Below are 21,060 nucleotides of genomic sequence, written 5' to 3'. Positions count from 1 at the left end.
GACCCAGTCGCAGTGAAGATACCTTGATGCCCGGAATTTTTCCATTTGCTGTGCAAATGGCGGAGAGGGAGGGATTCGAACCCTCGGTACCCTTGCGGGCACGCCTGATTTCGAGTCAGGTACAATCGACCACTCTGCCACCTCTCCGAGGTGCGAGGGTGAGACCGTAGGAGGCCTCAACTAAAACGGAAGCCGAAAGTTTCCCCGGGGTAGGGGCGGCGGAAACGGCCACGGTTGTCATTTTGCATTCAACGATCCGATACGGACTGAAAGCGGGCGCGATGTTTCGCTAACTGAAAAGGCGCTGGACTGATCTTCACTCGAAAAATTGGTCTCGCGAAACCGCACGGTCTTCAGTTTTCGGCACGAAAATGTGACGCGACCAACACCCGAAAAATGCAACAAGCGGCCAGATTGGGGGCTTTTTCCCTCGGGGCAAAGTCCGTGTCTTTTCGGCAAGCCCCAATTCGCCGAAATCGTAACTTTTTTCATTCACAAACCGATTGACGGCGAAATCCCGTAACCCCATCCGTTGTGGCCTAGTCGGCGTCCGACCACAACGGGTTGTGGTGAATAGCCGGTCAATAAGTTCTAACAACCTAGTCTCGCTCCTCGTTTTTCGGCGGTAAAACAAGCCCCTCTCCCGGCGTTCCACCCCTCACGCCTCACTCGTCTCCACAGCGCACCGTCGTCTCCATTTCCGTCACTTTAAATCCAGCGTCATCACGTCCAACCCTCGGCCATCCGTTCAATGCACAAGTCGTTTCAAGTCGGTTCCAAAACATTCATCCTCGATCAAGCGAAGGCCGAAGCCGCCTTCGCCGCCAAGAAGGTCATCAACGGCCGCGAATCCATGACCTTCAACCTGCTCCCGCTGAAGTACCAGTGGGCGTACGACCTCTACCGCACGATGAAGGCCAACCACTGGGAGCCCGAGGACGTTCCCATGGGCAAGGACATCGAGCAGTGGCGCGACGAGAAGGCTGTCAGCGACATCGAGCGCTGGATCATCCGCATGGGCATCGGCTATTTCTCCGCCGCCGAGGGCATCGTCGGTGATAACATTCAGCACGTCGTCCGCGAGCTCGTCACCGCCCCCGAGCTGAAGCTCGTCCTCGGCCGCCACGCGCACGAGGAAAACATCCACGCCGATTCGCTTCTCTATATGATCTCGTCGCTGGGCATTAACCCGCACGAGTGCGAAGCGATGTTCGAGGACATCCCCACAATCGCCAAGAAAAACGCCTTCGTCGTTAACAACTCCCGCAATCTCCGCCGCGATCTCGATCTCACGCAGACCGAGAACAAAAAACTCCTCGCGAAAAACATCTTCCTCTTCGGTCAGTGTATGGAGGGCACCCAGTTCTACGGCCTGTTCGGCATGATCCTGTCGCTCTACCGCCAGAACAAATTCCCCGGCATCGGCCAGATGTTCCGCTACACCCTCCGCGACGAGTCGAACCACATCGAGGTCTTCCGCAATCTCTTCATGGACCTCGTCGAGGAGAACCGCGACATCTGGACCACCGAGTTCAAGGAAGAGCTCCGCGCCACGATGGCCGAGGCCGTCGCGCTCGAGAAAGAATTTATCAGGGACTGTCTGCCCGCCGATTCCGTGGGCCTTAGTAAGAACGAGTTCCTGACCTACATAGACTACATCGCGGACCGTCGCCTCGAAGGCTGCGGCCTGGCTCCGCTTAACAGCGGCGTTAAAAACCCGCTCCCCTGGCTCGCCGAGATGATGGACATCAAGAAGGAGCAAAACTTCTTCGAAGGTCGCGTCACCGAGTACCAGAAGGCGTCGTCGATCAACCAAACACACGACGACGATCTCTGAGCGAACTCAGTCGTCCGGGCGCGTCGCACCCCACTAACACCAACGACGCGTCCGGTCCCCCTTTCTTTTCGTCCCAACATCACTCAACAAGGCGCGCCCCTTTCTCGGGTCGCGCTTTTTCCGCCTCCGAAAATCACCGCCCGCCAGCCGCTTCGCTCCGTACGTCGCATCACTTTTCTTCTCAACCTGTCTCACGCCTCACGCTCTCGATGAACCACGCTGTCTCCTCCGATCTCGCGCTCAAACGCACCATCCACACCCCCAAAGATCAGAAACCCCACTTCGCCTGGCGCGACCTCATCGCGGCCGACTTCCCTCTCGTCCCTGAGACCGTCCTCACCGCGCCCACCGGCGACGAGCGCTTCGAGCTCGGCAAAGTCGCCGACACCGTCGGCAAGGCCCTCACCAACGTCCTCCTCGCCCGCGGCGAAACCAACATCTTCACCGACGCCAACCGCACCTTCGTCGCCCGCATCGTCCGCGAAGTCGCCGGCAATCTCGCCGAACTCGCCCGCCGCCAGTCGCCCCTGAAGATTTCTCTCAACGACCTCTACGAGCTCCTCGAGAAAACCCTCATCGACAACAACGCCTACGACGTCGCCAAGAGCCTTCTCTTGAACCGCTCGCGCAAGCTCGGCGCCGAGACCGCCACGCCGTTCGCCACCGTCCGCGTCATCCGTCGCAACCATCAGATCGTTCCCTTCAACGAGCAGAAGATCGAGATCGCGATCCGCAAAGCCTTCCTCTCTCTCCAGCGCGATTCGACGCCTTCCGTCGAGATCACCAAGATCGTCGCCGGTCGCGCCCTCTCCTCGAAACAATCCTTCGTCCACATCGAAGAGATCCAGGACATCGTCCAGGAAGAGCTCATGAAGGCCGGTCACTTCAAGGTCGCCGAGCAATACATCCTCTACCGCGCCGACCGTAATTCCGCGCGTGAGGCTGGCATCGATACATCGTCCTCCTCCGAGGTCGCGCCCGCTCCGCAGCAAGGCGCCATGCTCATGGTGAAACGCACCAACGGCGAAACCGTCCTCTGGGACCGCGTCGATCTCCACAAGCGCATCGAGTTCGGCCGCATCGGCCTCGACCTCAATCTCTCCAATGACGAGATCGAGACCGAGCTCCTCCGCTCCGTCTTCGACCAGATCTCCCAAAAAGATCTCGATGCCACCATCATCCTCAACTCGAAGACCCTCATCGAGCGCGACGCCGACTTCGCCAAGTTCGCCGGCCGCATCCAGCTCACCTACATCTACGAAGAAGTCCTCGGCTGGGACATCGTGCGCGACGGCATCGGCAAGCTGAAGGACGCCCACCGCAAAGCCTTCAAGGCTTACCTCGAGCACGGCGTCGCCATCAAGCGCCTCAACCCGCGCCTCCTCGACTTCGATCTCGCGAAGCTCGGTGCCGCCCTCGACCCGTCCTCTGACATGGATTTCGACTTCCTCGGCATCCAGACGATGTACGATCGCTACCTCATCATCGACAAAACCAAGAAACCCGCCAAGCGCCTCGAGACGCCCCAGTTCTTCTGGATGCGCGTCGCCATGGGTCTCTTCCTCGATGAAAAAGGCGACCGCGAGTCGAAGATCACCGGCCTCTACGAACTCTACAAGAGCCGCCGCTTCTGCAGCTCCACGCCGACGCTCTTCAACTCCGGCACGCTCCATTCGCAGCTCTCGTCGTGCTATCTGTACTACGTCGACGACTCGCTCGAAGGCATCATGTACCGCGGCATCGCCGAAAACGCCTTCCTCGCCAAGTGGGCGGGCGGCCTCGGTGGTTCCTGGACCGCCGTTCGCGGCACCGGCGCCTACATCGCTGGCACCAACGGCGAATCCCAGGGCGTCATCCCGTTCCTGAAGCTCCACAACGACCAGCTCGTCGCCGTCAATCAGGGCGGCAAACGCAAGGGCTCCGGCTGTGCCTACCTCGAGTCCTGGCACAACGACATCTTCGAGTTCCTCGAGCTCCGCAAGAACACCGGTGACGACCGCCGTCGCACCCACGACATGAATACGGCCAACTGGATTCCTGACCTCTTCATGAAGCGCATGGAGAACCGCCAGCAGTGGACCCTCTTCCGCTCCAACGAGGTCAAAGACCTCCACGAGCTCTACGGCAAAAAGTTCGAAGAAGCCTACCTCCGCTACGAGAAGCTCGCCGAAGAAGGCAAAATCCAGGGCCAGAAAGTCGAAGCCCTCGAGCTCTGGAAGAAAATGCTCTCGATGCTCTTCGAGACCGGCCACCCGTGGATCACCTTTAAGGATGCCTGCAACATCCGCTCCCCTCAGGATCACTGCGGCGTCATCCACTCGTCCAATCTCTGCACCGAGATCACGCTCAACACCTCGAACGACGAGACCGCCGTCTGCAACCTCGGCTCCGTCATCCTCGAGAACCATCTCCTCCCCGACGGTTCCATCGATCACGCGAAACTGCGCAACACCATCCAGCTCGCCGTCCGCGCCCTCGATAACGTCATCGACATTAACTTCTACCCGACCGAGGCCGCCAAACGCTCCAACCTCCGCCACCGCCCCATCGGCATGGGCGTCATGGGTCTCGCCAACGCCTGCTACCAGAAAGGCATCGCCTTCGCCTCCGAAGCCGCCGTCGAGTTCAACGACGAAGCCATGGAAGCCATCGCCTTCTACGCCTACGAAGCCAGCTCCGACCTCGCCGCCGAGCGCGGCACCTACTCCACCTATAAAGGCTCGAAGTGGGAACGCGGACTCCTCCCGCAAGACACGATCGACCTCCTCGAATCCGAGCGCGGCGTCACCGTCGAAGTCCCCCGCGGCGGTAAACTCGATTGGACGCCCCTCCGCGCCAAGATCGCCAAGCAAGGCATGCGCAACAGCAACGTCCTCGCCATCGCCCCCACCGCCACGATCTCGAATATCACCAACACCTCCCCCTGCATCGAGCCCACGTACAAGAACCTGTTCGTGAAATCGAATCTCTCGGGCGAGTTCATCGTCTTGAATCCCTACCTCGTGAAAGACCTCAAGGCCCGCGGCCTCTGGGATCAAGAGATGCGCGACAACCTGAAGTACTTCGACGGCGAGCTGAAGGACATCGACCGCGTCCCCGCCGACCTCAAGGCCAAGTACCTCACCGCCTTCGATATCGACTTCAAGTGGATCATCGACGCCGCCGCCCGCCGCCAGAAATGGATCGACCAATCCCAGTCGGTGAACCTCTGGATCAAGACGCCCGACATGAAGACCCTCAGTCACATGTACCGTCACGCCTGGCACGTCGGCCTCAAGACGACCTATTACCTGCGCAGCCTCGGAGCCTCCAACATCGAGAAAGCCACCGTGCAGATTAAGAAAGACGTCCGCGGCGCGATCAAAGAAGGCCAGAACGGCGGCCAAAACTCCGGCGACGCCGGCGGCAGCCACTCAACCCCAGCGATCGAAACGCCGAAGAAGAAAGAATACACCGCCGCCGAGAAAGCCACCTGCTCCATCGAAGCCATGCGCAACGGCGAAATCTGCGAAGCGTGTCAGTGAGGCAATTATTATAGCGTTAGAAGCAAAGGCCGTGTGCGACGTAGTCGCCACGGCCTTTTTAGTAGAGAGATCTAGCGTTACTATTACCAATCAGTCGTGAGCATACCGCTGTCTATTCCAGAGCTAGAAGACGCTTTCAGCGTCGTGGATGAACAGCTCAGATTCGCGAGGTTCTGCAATAGCATCATTCTTGCTGAGACTAAACGCCCGTTACCAACAGCTCCCCGACTAGACGATCTCCCGGGAGCTGACGGTGGAATTGATGGTTCTTGGACGCTTCCGCAGGAGCCAAACTCAGCAAATGCTCTACCTTTCGCTCGCCCCGGCTGGACGATCTTCCAATTCAAAGCGCGTTCCACAGCTAACGGTCATTCGAACGCGATCAAAGGCTTGAAAGCGTCGGTCAAGGGAGCAGCCAAAGAAGTTATTGAAAGAGCTAAGCGTCCAGGTGAGCTGAAGCAGTATACTCTTTTCACGAACCTCGGTTTGGGCCGAACGCAGTCTACCACGACGAGAAATGGACGCCTTCTTAAGGAGGAAAGAGATTCATTAAGGTCTGCTATTCTCGATGGGCTACCTGAAACCGAACATGTCGAGGTAGAGATAATTGACGCGGGATTCTTGCAGGCAGCGGTAAACCGTCACCGAGCGATTAGAGAGACGTACTTCGCTTCGCCAGTTTTTCAGTCGTGGCATGAGAACTGGCAGCTTTTGGAGAAACAAAAACACGGAGAAACGCTTTTACCGATGGTCGGAAGAAAAAAGCAGCTCGACGAGCTGAAGGAAATGCTGAGTGACCCTGACGTTGCGTTTATCGGGATCTCTGGAGCGAGCGGCATGGGAAAATCACGCTTGCTGCTTGAAGCGTGTACAGAAATCGCCTCCGAAACTTTCTTCGTTCGTAACACGGCAAAAACTTCAATGATGGCGGCGGATTTGAAGTCGTATGCTAGCGGGCAGCAGGTCTTGATCGTCGTTGAAGACTTACGGCAAGAAGAGGCGAAAGCCTTCGCAGAGCAGGCAATCCTGACAGCGGGCTTGCGCATAGTGGCGACTATTCCGGCAGAAGAACATCTTCCACAGCTAAACTTAGGAGAGATGCCTCAGATCAAATCGCTGCGAGTTCTGCCCCTAACCTATAACGATGCACGCGAACTGCTGAAAGTTGCTCAGACGAAATTGTCGAATAACGACATAGATTGGGCGATTCAAGAGGCTGGCGGAAATCCGCAGATACTACTTGTCGCCTCCGAGCTAGGATCACCACTGCGTGTTCATCAAACGACCTTGAAACAACGAGTGGCCGCTAAGTTTGTGCAGCGATCAGAGGCTCTTTTCGGGCCGCCGGTCATCTCAGCATTGGAATTGCTAAGCTGCCTCTCTCCTTTCCCGACGAATCGTAGCGAACCTGTGGTAGCGCTTAAATCCTGCCTCACACTTAGCGCTGACCTTGGGACACTAAGGCATTATCGTGATCGCCTCGCTGATGCTGGTTTTCTCGAAGTGTCGGGGCGAGATCGCAATGATGTCAGTGTTTCCCCTCCCTTGCTTGCGACTTTTCTATTGGAGCGGTTGATTGGGGACGATTCCGCTCGCGTGCTTAAGATCTATCAGGCGCTCGATGATGACGGGAAAAAGCGTCTAATCGAGCGGCTGATCAGTGTGGACTCTTCCGCGGGCGAAGGTCTTTGGAACTACGTCTTTGGTCCGACCGGGCCATTTGCCGCGGCTGGCGCTATCGAGATGGAAATTGATGCACTGCTAGACTTAGTCAGGGCCGCACCACGCCAAACAGCGATGTTTCTGGTGAAGCGTGCTGACGAGTTGCTTGGGTTGGTTGAGCAATCCAAGCATAAGGCTGGCGAAGGATTAGCTGGCTTGTTGAGTCCTGAATTAACAGCGCATCAACATAACCAGAAGATCGATGGAATACGCAGCCGCATCAGAGGGTTGCTGCACGGTCTTGCTTACCACGGGGATAGTGGCGAGATCGTGTTTCCGTTGCTTGAGAGATTCGCGGTCGCCGATCACGCGGATCAACTTGGGGGGAACTTTAAGAAGCTATTTTTGGAGTGCTTCACGCCGTGGTATTACTCTTTCCCTGTTCCCCCGAGCGAGCGTTGGTGCACGGTGCAGCGTTTGCTCAAAGATTCTAGCAAGGAAGTTCGTTCCTTAGGGGTCGAAGCGATATTTATCATCTCAGATCCACCGCATAGCTTGAGCGGACAAACGGTACAGAACTGGCGGATCAGCGATGCACCTCGAACGTTGCAATGGAAGGAAGTGTTCGAGCATCGCGAATTAGGGTTCTCGGCTCACTTCAAGCTGGCTCTCAAAAGTGGTCCTCATCGTGAGCAGGCTCTCAAACGGCTGGGTGGTGCGATACACGAACTACAGCATCTTCCTCCGGAGCGAGGCATCAAATTCCACCGCCTGATAGTTGGCTCCTTTTTTAAGGATCGGCTAAAGTTAGATCCTTCGGATGTGCTGTCTGGTTTATGGAGAGAGAAAAAACGACTAGTGGAATATTTGGAGAAGCACAGTGCAGAAAAGTGGGTTGAACAGATCCCGCCGATCTTGAAGGAGGTCCACGGGATGATGGATAAGTTTTTCCGGGGATCTATTCTGTTGCGGCTGCAAATCTGGATAGATGAGGGATCGATGTACGGTTGGGACGAAGATCCTAAAACCGGAAGACGTCGATATGAGGACGAGATCAAAGGGATTGCTCGAGAGCTTGTCGAAAAACCGGCCCTACTCATTCCTAAGCTAAGAAAGGCAATGGCTGCCTCGAAGAAGTACCATGCTACTCAACTTGCGTACGAAATCGGTATACTTGATCGAAAGCTGGAGTGCTGGAACAGGATGGGGACGTTTCAATCGAGTGCAGAGGATCTGTGGTTGTTCGCAGCCTATTGTAACGGACTAAAACAACATGCATTAGCGCGAGTCCAAAAGTATCTCGACGAAATGCCTGCCGGAACCGATGAGGCAATGCTGACCATTTTGCGGTTTCTTGGCCCATCAAAAGACAATCGAGAGCGACTGCAAAAGATGATCCGGCGAAAAGGAATCAAACCGGACGTCCTCGGATGGTCACTGTGTTCAGGTAATTGGATTCACGATCTACCACCTAAGGAAGTGCGTATTATTTTCCTCTATGTAGAATCACCGCACACTCCGGAGGCATATTACTCACTGCTGCAGCTATTCAGCTTTTATCTTCACGGGAAGACGCTCATGTCGCCTTTGCTCTTCGGAATCGCTGAGCGAGTCCTCACCCGAGCATGCGATCAACGACAGGATACTGATTACGATAGGAACACGGTTGCCAGCGCCTATGTTCGTTCAACCCCCGTGAAAGGGGTTAAAATTTTCGAACGGCAACTTGAGCGCATTCTAAAAGTCGGCTGGAAAGCATATGGCAGCATCTGGAATCCTGTAGGAGGCTCCTCGGGTTCGCTCGATTTTATGCGGGCAGCTGTGGAGCTGTTTCCTCAAAGGGTCTATTGCGCGACCTTAGATTATTTAGGTTCTAAGCGGCGGGTGGGGCATTTCAATGATGAGGCAGTCCTATTTGATCTCAAAAAACATCAAGAGATATTGTTGAAGGTGGCGAAGGACGAGAACCGGAGGGCTATCCTCGCGAGCCATCTTGTTTCGACACAGCCGCATTTTTGGGAATTCGTCTTTCAGTTGATATTCCGATTTCCCGAGGATCAACGCATGCGTAACGCTCTGATCGGCTTGTTTGACGAATCGTTTGGCTGGGGTGAGCACTCAGATCGCCTAACTACCGCGATAAAGGATTTAGAAAAATCTAAGAAAGCGAGCGATCTGCCTCCGCATGGTGCTTTATTCATCGCTGAGGCAATTCGAGTTCTTGCCAAGCGACGTGCCGAACTTTCGGCGCGTACGATGAACGGCTAAAGAATCGAAGGGCCAGGGCAGAAGGGGTCGAAACGTAATGTTTGCGGTCGCGAGGAAAGCTAACGTCGATCAATTCTCTTCACACCGCTCAGAAGACTTTCCACGTTCCATCCATGGCGGACTCGGTCGAACAATCGAAGTGGGGCAAATTCATCGGCGAAACGACGGCGATCACTGTCATTGGATCGGTTCTCTATTTTTGGGGCCGTGCTTACACCAATCAGCTCGTTCGTTCATCCGGATTTCCCGCAGAGCTATTCGAGTTCTCGCTCTACGATGTGCTGTTTTCGACGTGGCTACCCGTGATCCTTTCTCTGATCTACGGCGTCGGCGTGGCGTTTCTCTGGTACACGCGTTACTTCTACGGAACACTCATCTGCTGGATCCTCGTTGGTCCTCTTTACGTTCTGTTGTGGCCGTTCCGATTCATCCAGGCAGACAAACTTCGTCCGTTCGGTAAGCGCGTATTTTTGCTGATCGACCGCATTGTCCAGTGGTTGAAGCGGCATACGCCTGAGTCTTTCCTCGAGAACGCGGAAAAAATCGACGACCTCATTGTTCCGAAGTGTCTAGCCGCACTCATCGCCATCGCCTTTGGGTTTGGTGGAGCCGTTTACCTTGAGCACAAAGCAAAGAACGATTTCGAGACCTTATCCACGGCGCTGAACAAGAAACAAATCCGCCTCGTTCACGAAGACGGTAAAGAGACAACCGGGCAGCAGGTCGTTTCTCTTGGCGGTGGTGTAATACTCGACGTCACCAACTCCTCCGGCCAAATCAATCGAGTGCTCATCCGCGGCAGCGACATAAAACAAGTCACCCAACTGCCGCCGCTTGCACCCAAAGAGCCGTCAATCTCCGCTGCACCGGCTTTGAAGTAACTCATATGGGTAACAAACCACGGATTTCGCTCATTCTTCTCTGCGCGTTTACATTGTCTGGTTGCGCAGGACTTCTTCAACGGGACGTCACCCAGAAAGAGCCCTACCGCCAATTCATCGGGCAGCGCTACGAGTTAACGAAGGGGCTCTATATTATCGAATTTGTAGCCGGAGGCTTGGGTCGCCAACTGGCCTCGGCTGGCGACTCGTTTTGGCAAATGCCCGCAACGCTGTCCGACGAGTTTATCGGCAAGAAGGTGTATGGCGGTGAATACCGAATCATTGAGGTGGCACCTGCCGGATCGGTTTTGAAGCTTCAGAAAGCGGAACAGTCCTCTCACACCGAGAACGTCTTCTATCTCGCCCGTATCGAACTACCGAGAGGAAAACTTTATGAAGATGTAGGCACTGCAGGTTTCATCGATGGAAACAGCATTCCTCCATCTATCACAAAAGCCGACTTCCTCGTTAAACGCTGAAGAAGCGCGAAACGGAGCGGACTGGTTGTTCAATTGGCTGCTGTTGGCGGGACCGCTGCCGCTGGGCTGTCTACGGCCACTTGAGGCGTCGGAACCGCTGAAATCGGAATTACATTTTGCGGAGCTTCCTCTTTTTTATTCCGCGCAACCTTGGCTGCAGCACGAGCAACGGCTTTGATCGCTTCCGCGTATTTCTCGCTCTCCAGCACCTCGCGTTTGATGACCTCGTGTTCGAGCACCGTGCTGATTTGTTCGGCCTCGATCCGCACGTCGGGAGAAACGCGTTTCAATTCCTTCCGGATCGCGCCCAGCACCGAATCGCTCATCAACGCCGCGCCCACATAAAAGCGACTCAACGCCTGCTTCTGCTGGTGAAACTCTCCCACGGCCGACTTCGCCCAGCCCTCCTTCGTGAGCAGAAGGAGAAACTGCAGATGCGTGTCGTCCCTCGCATCCAGGTTCAGGAAATCGAACTCGCACACCAGCTCCTGATCGATCGGCTTAGCGAAAATCACCTTATACACGCGACACTGCGCACCATTCGTCAGCACCACCCAATCGACACCCTGATTGGCGGCATAATCGATCGCCTGCTTCATAGGCTGATCCTTCAACTCGGTACCCACCGACTTCGCCTGGATTAAGATCATCAACCCTCAACCCTCGCGATTCTGTGTACTCCAGTTCATACGCATAAGACTGTGCGCGATTGGCGCCTGGCAGAGGCTCCCGTCGCAGAGTTGCCTCAGAGGCCATCGCCGACAGGGTCTCGTCGATGAGTGTGCCCGTTTCGCTTTTAGCCCGTCTGATGATCACGATGGCGACGATCGCGTACGGTGTCGGCCCGTTTATCACGGACATGAACAAAACCCATCTCTTGCATCCCGGTTGGACGGGGCATGCGCGTTTTCATCTGTTCTGGGCGGCATCCTCTCAACTGGCGGTCGCCAGCGTTGCGCTTTGGTTGCTGTGGGGAGCGGGCGGACTCCAGCAATGCCAGCTGGCGGTCTACCTAGGGCTCGCCATGAATTCAGGATTTTTCGCCGCTCTGCTTTTCAAAAAATACTATCGAGGCGCGCTGCATGATCCGCAGGGGATCCGCCCGATTCTCGGAAAGATCGATGGCAACATTCTCGCGGTGATTGCGATTGTCGCGCTGTTACTGGCTGGATGGGGTTGCTTGGATTAAGGGACCGTACTTTGGATTTAATCCTGTTCCCACACCTGCTTTCCCTCCGTCTTCGTCCCTCGCGACATCTTCGCGTCCATCGGATAAACGTAGGTGTGATAAAGGGGTAACCGCCGCTTGCCCTCCCTCTAATCGTTGAAGAAGGCCTTCGTATCATTCCGCACGAATCAATGATTGTCCTGCGAATCAAATGACTCCGGCCATCCTGGCGGATGTTGATTTTGCAGTCCAAGGGGAAGTTGTCGTGCATTTTCGATGGACGACTCCGCTGTCTGCTCCTCGTCGTCAACTGCGTTGATTGTGCCCTGATTTTTTTCGCTCCGGGTACTTCACCGGGCGAATAACAGAGGTGTTTTCAAAGGACGTGATATTTTTTTGGGACATTTTCACCTGCGGGATGCGTGTGTTTCACGAACGCGGCGACTGTTGGCCTTCGGGCTGCTAAAGGTGGTCTCACCATGATCAACAAAAACAATCCCGTCGTAGCCGCTCGTAAATATCGCAGCTTTGCCCTCCTCGCTGCCGCCATTGTTGCCAAGCCCCTTGCTCGCAACGGGGCAGCTATGTCGAAAGCTTTCTCTGATGCGATCGATGCGCTTGTTTTGTCGGACCGTCGTCTCCGGCGCACTACAGGCTGATAAGTTTTCTTACGCCACCGCCATTTCCATTCGAGTGAGTGGGGCTTCTGCGGACCTCATTTATCGCGCGATCTTCCCTCCTGCGGGATGGAAGACCAGCTGTGGATTATCGTGAAACTGCTGGAGTGGGCGTTAAGGATGACCGGCCGTTGCAGCAGTCCATTTACACTGACAACGAGGCACGGCTGGCGGTTTTTGTGCGTCGCGAGTTCAGCTCCTGCCAGATCCTGCGCGCAGGATCTATGCTTTTTGCCGCCGCTCTTTACTTTGTCGGATCATCTCGTCGAGGTCGGCGGCGGGACGGATTTCCCAAGGACCGAATTTCGCGCCGGGGTGCTTTGAGATAAGTTCGACGGCGTGATCCAGATCGCGTGCGTCGAGGATCATGATTCCGCCGATTTGCTCCTTGGTTTCCGCGTACGGACCGTCGGTGATAACGAGCTGGTCCCGTGTGTAACGCAGTGTCTTTGCCGTGAAGGCGGGCTGGAGACCCTCGCCACCCTTGAAGTGTTTGTTGGCGCGCAGCTGCTCGTCGTAGGCGAAGCAGCTGTCCACCATCGCTAGCCTCTCCGCTTCGGGACGGGCGGCGAAGGCGTTAATGTCAATGTAACCGAAGCAGATGAATTTCATAGTGAGTAAATAGGTGACCATCCGGAAAGGGGCACTTTTCAAGCAGTCGATTGGGAGGCCCGCTTTTCGACATGAAGATGAGAGAATTTTTCAGGCGTTTTTTTGCGGACAGCTTGCAGACGAGCTGCCGCATGGAGTGGTGTCCGACAAGTGACGCGTGGTTGTTTCCACAGAATCGGCGGCGAAAAACGAAAAGGCCGTGGCTGAAGACGCGAAGGGCGCGCCCTGGAAAGTGGCGGTCGCGGCAGTGATGAAGACGACGACGACAGCCAGCAATCCGTGGATCGCGAAGCGCCTGAATATGGGCAGCCCGTTCCGGCTCAGCCGGCTGGTGAGCGACTGCCGGGCGAACCCCTCGCAGTACGAGCCGTTTGTTCAGCTATGTGCAAAGTGCAAAGCTTGACCCCTTTTCCGCTTCGCCCGCCGAAGAACTCGAAACCTTCAACGTCCACATCCTCGGCCCGATCGGGGTGACTCACTCTTTCACGAAATCGTTCGCGTAGGAAAAGAAGACCCCATGAGCTGATTGCGACATGGGGTCGTGGGATATCGGGTTATTTCGATTTTCTAATCAGCGCGAGGACGCGGTCATCGATGGCACCTTGCTGGCGGGCCAGCTCCAGGAGTTTTGTCTCCACGGTAGCTCCCTGATCGTTGCGCACGTCTGTCGTGGCGATGGAGTCTGCAGTGGCCTTGCCGGCTTTGATCGCTTGTTTGCGAATGACGCTTACAGCGGAACCGCGCACCCGGAAACTCTGCGCATTTGCGTCGGAGCCGGAAAGATCAGTCACGCGAATACCGTTGTACCCGAGGATCGGGCGGTCTTCGCCGGCTTTCGCAGTAGCGTCGATGGAGAGTGCGTCAACCGAGGTGAGGAGATCACTGATTTGCTTGGTATCAGTGATGGTGAAGGTCGGGTTGGGGCGACCGGAAAAAACCAACACCTCAACGCGAAGGCCGCGGGTTTCCTGGGGAGTCTGGGCATTGAGCACGGTCGCCAGTCCGAAGAGAATAAAGGGGAGAAGGAATGAAATTTTCATCGTGGAAGAAGTTTGATCAATTGATGACCGCATGGCCCTGACCTTGCGCGCAATCGGATGGAGTGAAGAAATAGCCAACAAACTCGGTATAACCTCCGCGGTCGGCCGTTTCAGGATTGGTGATGAGATTGCCGGAGTTATCGAGGTTGGTGGCCGAAGTGCCGCCTGGCTTGTGCGACCAGCGGCCGTCACTGTCCTGTCGGTACCAATGGAAATCCCAGCCGGGATCGATCACGAGGGCGATCTTCGTCCGGCCATCGGGATCGACTGACCATGCGTCGGTAGGGATGAGACCATCGGAGATGGCGCCGTTGCTCACCTCAGTCGCATTGATGGAGGAGTACATATTGCCGCTGGCCCGTCCGGGTTGGGCAAAGGTGTCGGTGCGAACGTTGTTGGAGTAGTTATAGCAGTTATTGTTGTACTGGATGGTCGACCAGTCGTTCCAGTAACTGGGCGCGTAGGCGGGAACGCAGTAGGTGGTGGAGTTGACGTATGCCGTGATCTTAAACCCGCTGCCGAAGGCCGGCGTGCTCGCGGTCAGCCCGGGGGTATCGCGCGCATCGGTCCAAAAATACCAGTCGCCGGCAGTGGAGAGCGTGAAGTTTTTCGTCACCTGACCGCTGCTGCCGGATTGAGTGACGTAGTTGCCGAAATTGTCATCGTGGAAGCCGGTGGAGGAATTCCAGGCATGATAGCGGATGCCATTCAGATTCCCGTTGGTATCGGTTGCACTGTAGTAGACCGTGATCGTTGTCCCGACGGGAACACTATCGCCCGAGGAGCGTCCCGCCACGGATATCGCGGGTGCCGGAGGATCATTCGGTGCGGTGCCGTAGCCGTTAATATAACCATCCACGGTCTGGCTGTAGCCATTGCACTCGGCATTTCCGTAGATCCAGCCGCTGGAGGGCAGCGCGAAGTTGTAGTAATACGTGTGTTCGTAGTTGCCGGTGGCGTTGGTGAACTCCGCTTTGTACACTGAGTCAGCAATCCATTGTGATCCTACCTTGTGGATATTGTTGAACTGCAAATAAACGCCGGACTCGCCTATGTAGCTATAAGAGGAGCCGTAGATTCCGCCAAAGCTCGCGTAAGCGCTAGAGTAGTCTGAGCCACCCACCACGGTATCGGCGTATATGGCGATATCGTAGTTGGTATTTCCACGGGCGACAAAATCGACGAAAGTCGGTCCAGTGAATGACTGGGCCCGCACTGCCACCGATGAAATAAAGGCCAGCAATGCCAGCCCGCCAAGACGAACGCATGAGAAGCTCATGATTCCTGATTTTTGGGGTTAACGCCTGAGCCGTCAGGATCAGGTCTTCCCGAACTAACCCGAGGACGGATCATCGCAAGTCAAGCGACCGGTCTTCCGAAAATCACCCATGGCCGGTCCGGCCAACTGATGCTGTATTTTGCCCGGATGCATGGCTGATCCAAAGCGCAGCCGATAAGCAGCGCCTGCTTTCGCGTTAGATGAAAGAAATCATTCCCAATAATCTTCCCAGCGATCGGCGAAGGCTTTCTTCAAGCGCTCCATGTAGGCGTTCGTCTTGATTTTCACCATCCAGAGATCGTCGCCGCCCGTGCCGCCTTTGCACACGACGCCTTCCATCGTCCCGTATTTGCCATTCCTTACCTCGTCGGAGAATCGCCCGGTGAGTTTGCCTCGATAAACGATTCGCGGGATCGGCAGGCTGCCGAAGTCGGCGACGAATTGCTCGGGCCCGATCATGCCGGAGGGCTCGATCCACACATCGAACAGGCGCAGTTCTTTTGAATCGTCTGGCTTGTGGAGCCCGGCGAATGAGTTCGGCCCTAGAAACTCGGTGAATACTTTGGCTGATTGAAAGGTGGTGTAGCACGGATGCTGCGTGAAGATCGCGGCGAGTTTCGCGGCCAGCGTTGAATAAAAAAGGTCTACACTCTGAGCCAGGTGCGCGTGACGTTTCTTAAACAGGGCGATCCCTTCATCGGTCAGATTAAACGCATCGCGCCGGGTGCCGAAGCTGTGCCAGCCAAAATCGCGGTCCCAATCCCAGTGCAGGTTCGAGCCGTCGTATTTCTCGAAGGCGATGCAGCTGCCGCTGGGGCAATTCTGGCTCCCGGGGATTTTGGGATAGTGAAGCATGTCACACTTGCTGAGCACTCGGGTAACGCGCTGTGCGCACCGCGTGCTCCACGAAGCGAAGCTCCTCTTGCATGCGCGGTTCCTCTGCGGCTGACGCCAGTCCGGTGTAACCGAAGCAGACGAGTCGCCAGTGTCCGGGCGAGACGGCGACCAGAACATCCCAGCGATGGACATGAAGCCATTCGCCACCTTCGTTCTCAGTAGTCAGCACATGTCGCATCGGCAGCCCACCAGGTAGCATTTCGTACGCCTGGCCACGAAAGACTTCGCGCGCGGTTTCCTCCACCGCCTGCAACTGCTCACGTTCGAAGGTGAGAGTATTCAAACGCATCGTACCGGTGTCGTCGCCGTCCGCATAAAACCGGGCGCTGCCGGCCGCATCGGCGTCCTCGCACCAGTGCGAGGGAATTTCAAAGCTCACTAATCCGCGCTGATAGTGGATTGTTTTCATCAGGTGGAACTCACGCGGTTCATCGAACTTCTTCAAAAAGATCGCCGAAATCCGGCGTGTCTCCGTCGTAAATATCCCACACTCGGGTCGACGGGGTTTCGTCCCGAAAGATATGGCCGGTAATCCCGTCGTAGCGCGAATAAGCGCTTTCTTTGTACGTCAGCAGCTCGCCGGTTTCGAACTTATCTCGAAGCGCGGTGAATGACTTTTTCACCCGATAACATTTTCCAACTTCAAACCGGGACATGGATCAGCTCCTGGTGCGTCAGCGAGGATCGATGGTTGCAATACCGGCGCGCGCCCTGGCCGGATGCTCGCCCATGATGGCATCGTGATGCAGTGTGCACACAAACCCCGACTCCGCGCCATCGTGCGTTCCCAGATGCGCATGATCGACGACGGAATCAGGCAGTTGATAAAAAGCGCGCACGCTCGGCTGCACGAGGACCACTTGATAGTAGGCCCACTCGCGGCAGTTCTCCGACCACGCCTGGCCGCGAAAAGTCTCTTTTGCTCCGCGCAGCTTCAACGCGTCGTCCAAAGGTTTCAGGCAGGGGCACATGTTGGTCTGACGACTACGGATCAGCCCCATTATACTGGCGACTCAAAACCCGCGTCGCGATGGGGCTTATTTATGAAGTCCCACCTGACGCGTTTCCTCACTTGGTCCGCGCTGATCGCCTTGGCATTTTTTCTTAGCAGCACGCTACGGCGTCCTGTTGTCGGATAGGCGGTTGAAGAAACGTTTTTGAAATAAAGTACTTCTGTGCGGGAAAATTATTGAAGGGGTTTTTGACGTTGCGGTGTTAAACCGCGCAGACCTCCCAGCCTCCCCTGATTGTGCCCGGCGGGCGGATACCCTTTTCCGTCCACGCATACCTGAGCGCGCATCGCTGGGGGGCGACGGCTTTTCCCGGATCACTTCCGGTAGCGACTGCTTTGTCCTGAACCAGACATCACCAACACCAACCACCCTGTAGTTATGCAAAAACGTCCGCCAACCGGATCGCGTCTCTCGCGATCCAAGTCCCTGCCCATCGTTCCTGGAGTTCTTTCCATGTCCCTGATCGCCGCGCTCGCCGCAAGTATTGCGGAAGCCGGTACCATCTCCGGCCGCGTGCTGAACAGCAGCACCGGCCAGTATCTCAAAAATGCCCAGGTTGAGCTTGTCGGTTCCGACCGCACCACCGTCACGCGTGATGGCGGTTATTTCACGTTCTCCGACGTCGCCGCCGGCGAGGCCAAGGTCGCCGTCAACTACACCGGTCTGGATCGCCTTGAGCAGTCCGTCACTGTGCCCGAGACCGGCACGGTGAACCCGGAGCTCGCGCTCACCAGCAAGGATTATGGCAGTGAAACCATCGAGCTGGCTGCATTCACCGTCGGTGCGCAGCGCGAGGGTAACGCGAAGGCCATCGTGGAGCAGAAGCAGGCGCTCAACATCAAGACCGTGATCGCGTCCGACGCGTTCGGCGATGTCACCGAAGGCAATGTGGGCGAGTTTTTGAAACTGCTCCCCGGCATCTCGGTGGATTACGTCGAGGCCGACGTGCGCACGGTGCGCGTGCGCGGTCTTTCGCCAAAATATGCGAACGTCACGCTCGACGGAAATCCTCTCGCGAACGCCGCATCCTCCAATATCGCCACGGGCCGTCAGTTTGAATTCGAGCAGGTCTCGCTTGCGACACTCGAGACCGTCGAGGTCAACAAGAGCCCCACGGCCGACATGCCCGCTGCCGGTCTCACTGGCAGCATCAACGTCAAAAGCAAAAGCGCCTTCAGCCAGAAGGGCCGCCAGATAAAGTATAACGCCAATTTCAACATCAACGAGTACACGCTCGACGCCGGCCGCACCATGGGCTGGGACAACCGCGAGCATTACAAGTGGCAGCCCGGTGGTAACGTGGAGTTTTCGGATACATTCCTGGGCGGACGTCTCGGCGTCGTCGCCGGCGTCAGCCACTCCGGTTCCTATGTGGAGCAGAAGATCTTTATTCCGACCTACCAGTTCGACCGGAATGCGAACAACAACCAGGAAGAGCTCCCGGTCATCACGAGCTTCAACATGCAAGACGGGCTCAAGCCGACCTGGCGCGACTCGGTGGTGGTCAATCTCGACTACAAGGCCAGCGACGATCTCACGCTCTCACTCCGCAGCAGCTACAACACCTACGATGCGCCGTTTCATAACCGCAACTGGGTGATGACCGCGAACACCAGCAACGTGGCCTACGACACGACGACCGGAAATCTCACCGGCACGGGAGCCGGGCTCACCAATCGCACGGCGACCTCGGCGACGAGCACGTCCACCTCGGCAACGGCCACCAACTCCACCGCCACGGTTCAGGGCAGCAACCTCCGCAAATACGGCGCGACGTTCAGCATCAGTCCGTCGATGAATTGGAAGTTGGGCAACCTGGAGTTCGACGGCTCGCTGTCTTACTCGAATGCGCGCAACTGGTATGACTCCGTCGCAGAAGGTTTCCTTTCCCAAGTCCAAGCCCGCATGAACGGCGTGAGTTGGAATTACTCGTTGCCCACCGAGACGGGCATCCAGATCCGCCAGATCGCGACCGGCTCGGGCGCGACGGCCAGCAACAACGCCAGTCTCCTCGATCTCTCCAACTATAATAGCGGCGCGTCGGTGAATGCCGAGGAGCGCAACTCAAAGGACCAGGTTTGGACCGCCCGCGGCGATCTCAAGATCAAGTTCGACCACTGGTCGCTGCCGACCACGTTCAAAGTCGGCGCGGACAGCCGCCTCGAAGTCCGTGACATTGAGAACTTCAATCCCTCCTGGGCACTCAACGCGAACCCAGCCGCAGGCGGCATCAACCTCGGCAACTACCGCGACCCCTACATCCCCGATTTCCAAAAAGGTGAATCCATCGTCGATGTGAACGGCGTGGTCGGTCCCGCTCCATCGCCGGACAAGTGGAAACTCTACGATCTCTTCCGCTCCTATAACACCGATCCGTTTCTCACGACGACCACTGCGCAGCAGCCGTTCAACGCGAACGTGGGAAACAATCTCCGCAACAAGCTCCAGAGCATGTGGGACATCAAGGAGCAGATCTATTCCGGCTACGCGATGGCAACGGTCGAGGTGAACAAGGAGCTGCAAGTTCTCGCTGGCGTGCGTTACGAAAAAACCACGACCGAGGGTCGCGCGTTTGACGACATCGGCGGGGCGCGCGCCGTCACGATCTCCGGCACGACCAACACCAACGCCCCCGGCTACATTCAGGCGCGTTACGGCCAGCGGATTACCAAGGAGAAATCATACGACAATTTCTTCCCGTCTATGCAGGTGCGCTATGAGCCCAGCCGCGACTTCGTCATCCGTGGCGCGTATTTCGCCTCCATCCTGCGTCCCGACTTCGGCAATGTGGCCGGTGGCATCAGCGTGAACGACAGCATCCCGCCGACCTTCACGGTGAGCAACGCCACCTTGAAGCCTGAGACGGCGCATAACTTCGACGTGCGCGTGGAGTATTACTTCGAGCCCGTCGGCGTGATCTCGCTTGGCGCGTTTCGTAAGGAAATCACGGATATCCAGCTCCAGACCACCAGCCCCATCGATCCCAGCAACATTCCCGAAGCCATCGCCCAGCTCGGCTACGATGCCACAGCCGTCAACGGGGCCTTCATCGCGCAAAACGTCAACGGCGGTGACAGCTCCGTGTGGGGCCTGGAGGCGGATTACTCGCAGCAACTCTCCTTCCTCCCGGGCGCGCTCCGCGGACTCGGCGTCTTCGCCAACGTCACCTACATCAAGCCGAAGGATGTGCGTCTCTTCAGTCTCACCGCGGAAGACGGCATCGCCGAATGGGCGTCTAATGCAGGTGTGAGCTGGAAGTGGAAGCGCTTCAGCACGCAGGTGAAATTCAACTGGCGCGATCAGAGCATCCGCGCGATCACCGGAGTCACCGTGAGCAACACGGGCGTGATCACGCCGACGCTTCCAAACGGCGGCAACGGCAGCAACCGCGTCCAGTACACCGCCGCCCGCAAGCAGGTGGACCTGAACATGGACTACAAGCTGCACCGCAGCGCCACGATCTTCTTCAACGTGAGCAATGTGTTTGATGAAGAGTCCGTGCAGTTCGTTGAGCAACGTGCCTGGATTCAACGCCACGGCCAGTTCGGCGCACGCTTCACGCTCGGTGTGAAGGGCAGTTTCTAAGCCAGCCGCATAGAGGTGATTTGAAGCCGGGCGCGTTCCGAAAGGAGCGGCCCGGCTTTTCGTTTTCAGGGGAGGGTCGCTGGCGATGAGGCGATTCGTACAGAAAGACTTCACCGCGTTTGCCGTCGGCACGCCCCC

Annotated in this window: 17 protein-coding genes and 1 tRNA gene; 9 read left to right on the top strand and 9 right to left on the bottom strand. The window is 56.6% G+C overall.

What is annotated here, in order from left to right; genetic code table 11:
- Positions 1–57: 57 nt before the first annotated feature.
- A tRNA-Ser gene (locus tag CMV30_RS06195) sits at positions 58–147 on the bottom strand.
- Positions 148–751: 604 nt separating this feature from the next.
- Here CMV30_RS06195 and CMV30_RS06190 point away from each other — a divergent pair.
- The 5 genes from CMV30_RS06190 (at position 752) to CMV30_RS06170 (ending at position 10,651) form a co-directional block, all read left to right on the top strand.
- On the top strand, positions 752–1,837 hold the full coding sequence (locus CMV30_RS06190) for a ribonucleotide-diphosphate reductase subunit beta (protein WP_096055208.1): 1,086 nt from the start codon (positions 752–754) through the stop codon (positions 1,835–1,837).
- A gap of 209 nt (positions 1,838–2,046) precedes the next feature.
- A complete protein-coding gene (locus tag CMV30_RS06185) occupies positions 2,047–5,361 on the top strand; it encodes a ribonucleoside-diphosphate reductase subunit alpha (protein ID WP_096055207.1) in 3,315 nt (1,104 codons plus the stop codon).
- 96 nt (positions 5,362–5,457) lie between these two features.
- Positions 5,458–9,291 carry an ATP-binding protein gene (locus CMV30_RS06180; RefSeq protein ID WP_138223167.1) on the top strand — a complete coding sequence of 1,278 codons (3,834 nt, stop codon included), beginning with the start codon at positions 5,458–5,460 and terminating at the stop codon, positions 9,289–9,291.
- A 113-nt stretch (positions 9,292–9,404) separates the two neighbouring features.
- Entirely contained in the window at positions 9,405–10,172 is a 768-nt protein-coding gene (locus CMV30_RS06175; RefSeq protein ID WP_096055205.1) for a hypothetical protein, read from the top strand.
- 5 nt (positions 10,173–10,177) lie between these two features.
- On the top strand, positions 10,178–10,651 hold the full coding sequence (locus tag CMV30_RS06170) for a hypothetical protein (RefSeq protein WP_096055204.1): 474 nt from the start codon (positions 10,178–10,180) through the stop codon (positions 10,649–10,651).
- A 29-nt stretch (positions 10,652–10,680) separates the two neighbouring features.
- On the opposite strand, the gene CMV30_RS06165 is transcribed toward CMV30_RS06170, so the two are convergent.
- Positions 10,681–11,301 (bottom strand): type I restriction enzyme HsdR N-terminal domain-containing protein, encoded by a 621-nt coding sequence (locus tag CMV30_RS06165; RefSeq protein ID WP_096055203.1) that lies wholly within the window; start codon positions 11,299–11,301, stop codon positions 10,681–10,683.
- Positions 11,302–11,426: 125 nt separating this feature from the next.
- On the opposite strand from CMV30_RS06165, the gene CMV30_RS06160 reads away from it, so the two are divergent.
- Together CMV30_RS06160 and CMV30_RS19330 are read left to right on the top strand one after the other, a co-directional pair.
- The gene (locus CMV30_RS06160; protein WP_138223166.1) at positions 11,427–11,840 is read left to right on the top strand and encodes a DUF6640 family protein; all 414 of its coding nucleotides are present in this window, start codon (positions 11,427–11,429) and stop codon (positions 11,838–11,840) included.
- A gap of 458 nt (positions 11,841–12,298) precedes the next feature.
- On the top strand, positions 12,299–12,478 hold the full coding sequence (locus CMV30_RS19330; RefSeq protein ID WP_138223165.1) for a hypothetical protein: 180 nt from the start codon (positions 12,299–12,301) through the stop codon (positions 12,476–12,478).
- 240 nt (positions 12,479–12,718) lie between these two features.
- Here CMV30_RS19330 and CMV30_RS06155 read toward each other — a convergent pair whose 3' ends face one another.
- A complete protein-coding gene (locus CMV30_RS06155; protein WP_096057644.1) occupies positions 12,719–13,108 on the bottom strand; it encodes a YciI family protein in 390 nt (129 codons plus the stop codon).
- Positions 13,109–13,265: 157 nt separating this feature from the next.
- On the opposite strand from CMV30_RS06155, the gene CMV30_RS19325 reads away from it, so the two are divergent.
- The gene (locus CMV30_RS19325) at positions 13,266–13,511 is read left to right on the top strand and encodes a hypothetical protein (protein ID WP_138223164.1); all 246 of its coding nucleotides are present in this window, start codon (positions 13,266–13,268) and stop codon (positions 13,509–13,511) included.
- A 151-nt stretch (positions 13,512–13,662) separates the two neighbouring features.
- Here CMV30_RS19325 and CMV30_RS06145 read toward each other — a convergent pair whose 3' ends face one another.
- The 6 genes from CMV30_RS06145 to CMV30_RS19320 all read right to left on the bottom strand — a co-directional run bounded on the left by CMV30_RS06145 (position 13,663) and on the right by CMV30_RS19320 (position 17,325).
- Positions 13,663–14,148: a hypothetical protein gene (locus tag CMV30_RS06145; protein WP_096055200.1), complete on the bottom strand. Its 486-nt coding sequence runs from the start codon at positions 14,146–14,148 to the stop codon at positions 13,663–13,665.
- 16 nt (positions 14,149–14,164) lie between these two features.
- The gene (locus CMV30_RS06140) at positions 14,165–15,274 is read right to left on the bottom strand and encodes a hypothetical protein (protein ID WP_138223163.1); all 1,110 of its coding nucleotides are present in this window, start codon (positions 15,272–15,274) and stop codon (positions 14,165–14,167) included.
- Positions 15,275–15,637: 363 nt separating this feature from the next.
- A complete protein-coding gene (locus CMV30_RS06135) occupies positions 15,638–16,282 on the bottom strand; it encodes an RNA ligase family protein (RefSeq protein WP_096055198.1) in 645 nt (214 codons plus the stop codon).
- Between the two features lies 1 nt (position 16,283).
- Positions 16,284–16,769, bottom strand: a complete 486-nt coding sequence (locus tag CMV30_RS06130) for a hypothetical protein (protein ID WP_138223162.1) — start codon at positions 16,767–16,769, stop codon at positions 16,284–16,286.
- Positions 16,753–16,980, bottom strand: coding sequence for a hypothetical protein (locus CMV30_RS06125; RefSeq protein ID WP_096055196.1), 228 nt, complete (start codon positions 16,978–16,980; stop codon positions 16,753–16,755). Before CMV30_RS06125 ends, CMV30_RS06130 begins: the two co-directional genes overlap by 17 nt.
- A gap of 18 nt (positions 16,981–16,998) precedes the next feature.
- Positions 16,999–17,325 (bottom strand): hypothetical protein, encoded by a 327-nt coding sequence (locus tag CMV30_RS19320; protein WP_175414752.1) that lies wholly within the window; start codon positions 17,323–17,325, stop codon positions 16,999–17,001.
- A 465-nt stretch (positions 17,326–17,790) separates the two neighbouring features.
- On the opposite strand from CMV30_RS19320, the gene CMV30_RS06115 reads away from it, so the two are divergent.
- A complete protein-coding gene (locus CMV30_RS06115; protein WP_175414751.1) occupies positions 17,791–20,922 on the top strand; it encodes a TonB-dependent receptor in 3,132 nt (1,043 codons plus the stop codon).
- Positions 20,923–21,060 lie beyond the last annotated feature (138 nt).

Origin of the sequence: Nibricoccus aquaticus (assembly GCF_002310495.1) — a bacterium.
Lineage (GTDB): Bacteria > Verrucomicrobiota > Verrucomicrobiia > Opitutales > Opitutaceae > Nibricoccus > Nibricoccus aquaticus.
Note: the sequence above shows the minus strand (reverse complement) of the source record. Positions and strands in the feature narration are given on the sequence as shown.

Bases quoted from the DNA above. Each gene is read 5' to 3' on its own strand.
- CMV30_RS06190 (WP_096055208.1), top strand. From the start codon at position 752: ATGCACAAGTCGTTTCAAGTCGGTTCCAAAACATTCATCCTCGATCAA.
- CMV30_RS06185 (WP_096055207.1), top strand. From the start codon at position 2,047: ATGAACCACGCTGTCTCCTCCGATCTCGCGCTCAAACGCACCATCCAC.
- CMV30_RS06175 (WP_096055205.1), top strand. From the start codon at position 9,405: ATGGCGGACTCGGTCGAACAATCGAAGTGGGGCAAATTCATCGGCGAA.
- CMV30_RS06170 (WP_096055204.1), top strand. From the start codon at position 10,178: ATGGGTAACAAACCACGGATTTCGCTCATTCTTCTCTGCGCGTTTACA.
- CMV30_RS06165 (WP_096055203.1), bottom strand. From the start codon at position 11,301: ATGATCTTAATCCAGGCGAAGTCGGTGGGTACCGAGTTGAAGGATCAG.
- CMV30_RS06160 (WP_138223166.1), top strand. From the start codon at position 11,427: ATGAGTGTGCCCGTTTCGCTTTTAGCCCGTCTGATGATCACGATGGCG.
- CMV30_RS19330 (WP_138223165.1), top strand. From the start codon at position 12,299: ATGATCAACAAAAACAATCCCGTCGTAGCCGCTCGTAAATATCGCAGC.
- CMV30_RS06155 (WP_096057644.1), bottom strand. From the start codon at position 13,108: ATGAAATTCATCTGCTTCGGTTACATTGACATTAACGCCTTCGCCGCC.
- CMV30_RS06145 (WP_096055200.1), bottom strand. From the start codon at position 14,148: ATGAAAATTTCATTCCTTCTCCCCTTTATTCTCTTCGGACTGGCGACC.
- CMV30_RS06135 (WP_096055198.1), bottom strand. From the start codon at position 16,282: ATGCTTCACTATCCCAAAATCCCCGGGAGCCAGAATTGCCCCAGCGGC.
- CMV30_RS06125 (WP_096055196.1), bottom strand. From the start codon at position 16,980: ATGTCCCGGTTTGAAGTTGGAAAATGTTATCGGGTGAAAAAGTCATTC.
- CMV30_RS19320 (WP_175414752.1), bottom strand. From the start codon at position 17,325: ATGGGGCTGATCCGTAGTCGTCAGACCAACATGTGCCCCTGCCTGAAA.
- CMV30_RS06115 (WP_175414751.1), top strand. From the start codon at position 17,791: ATGTCCCTGATCGCCGCGCTCGCCGCAAGTATTGCGGAAGCCGGTACC.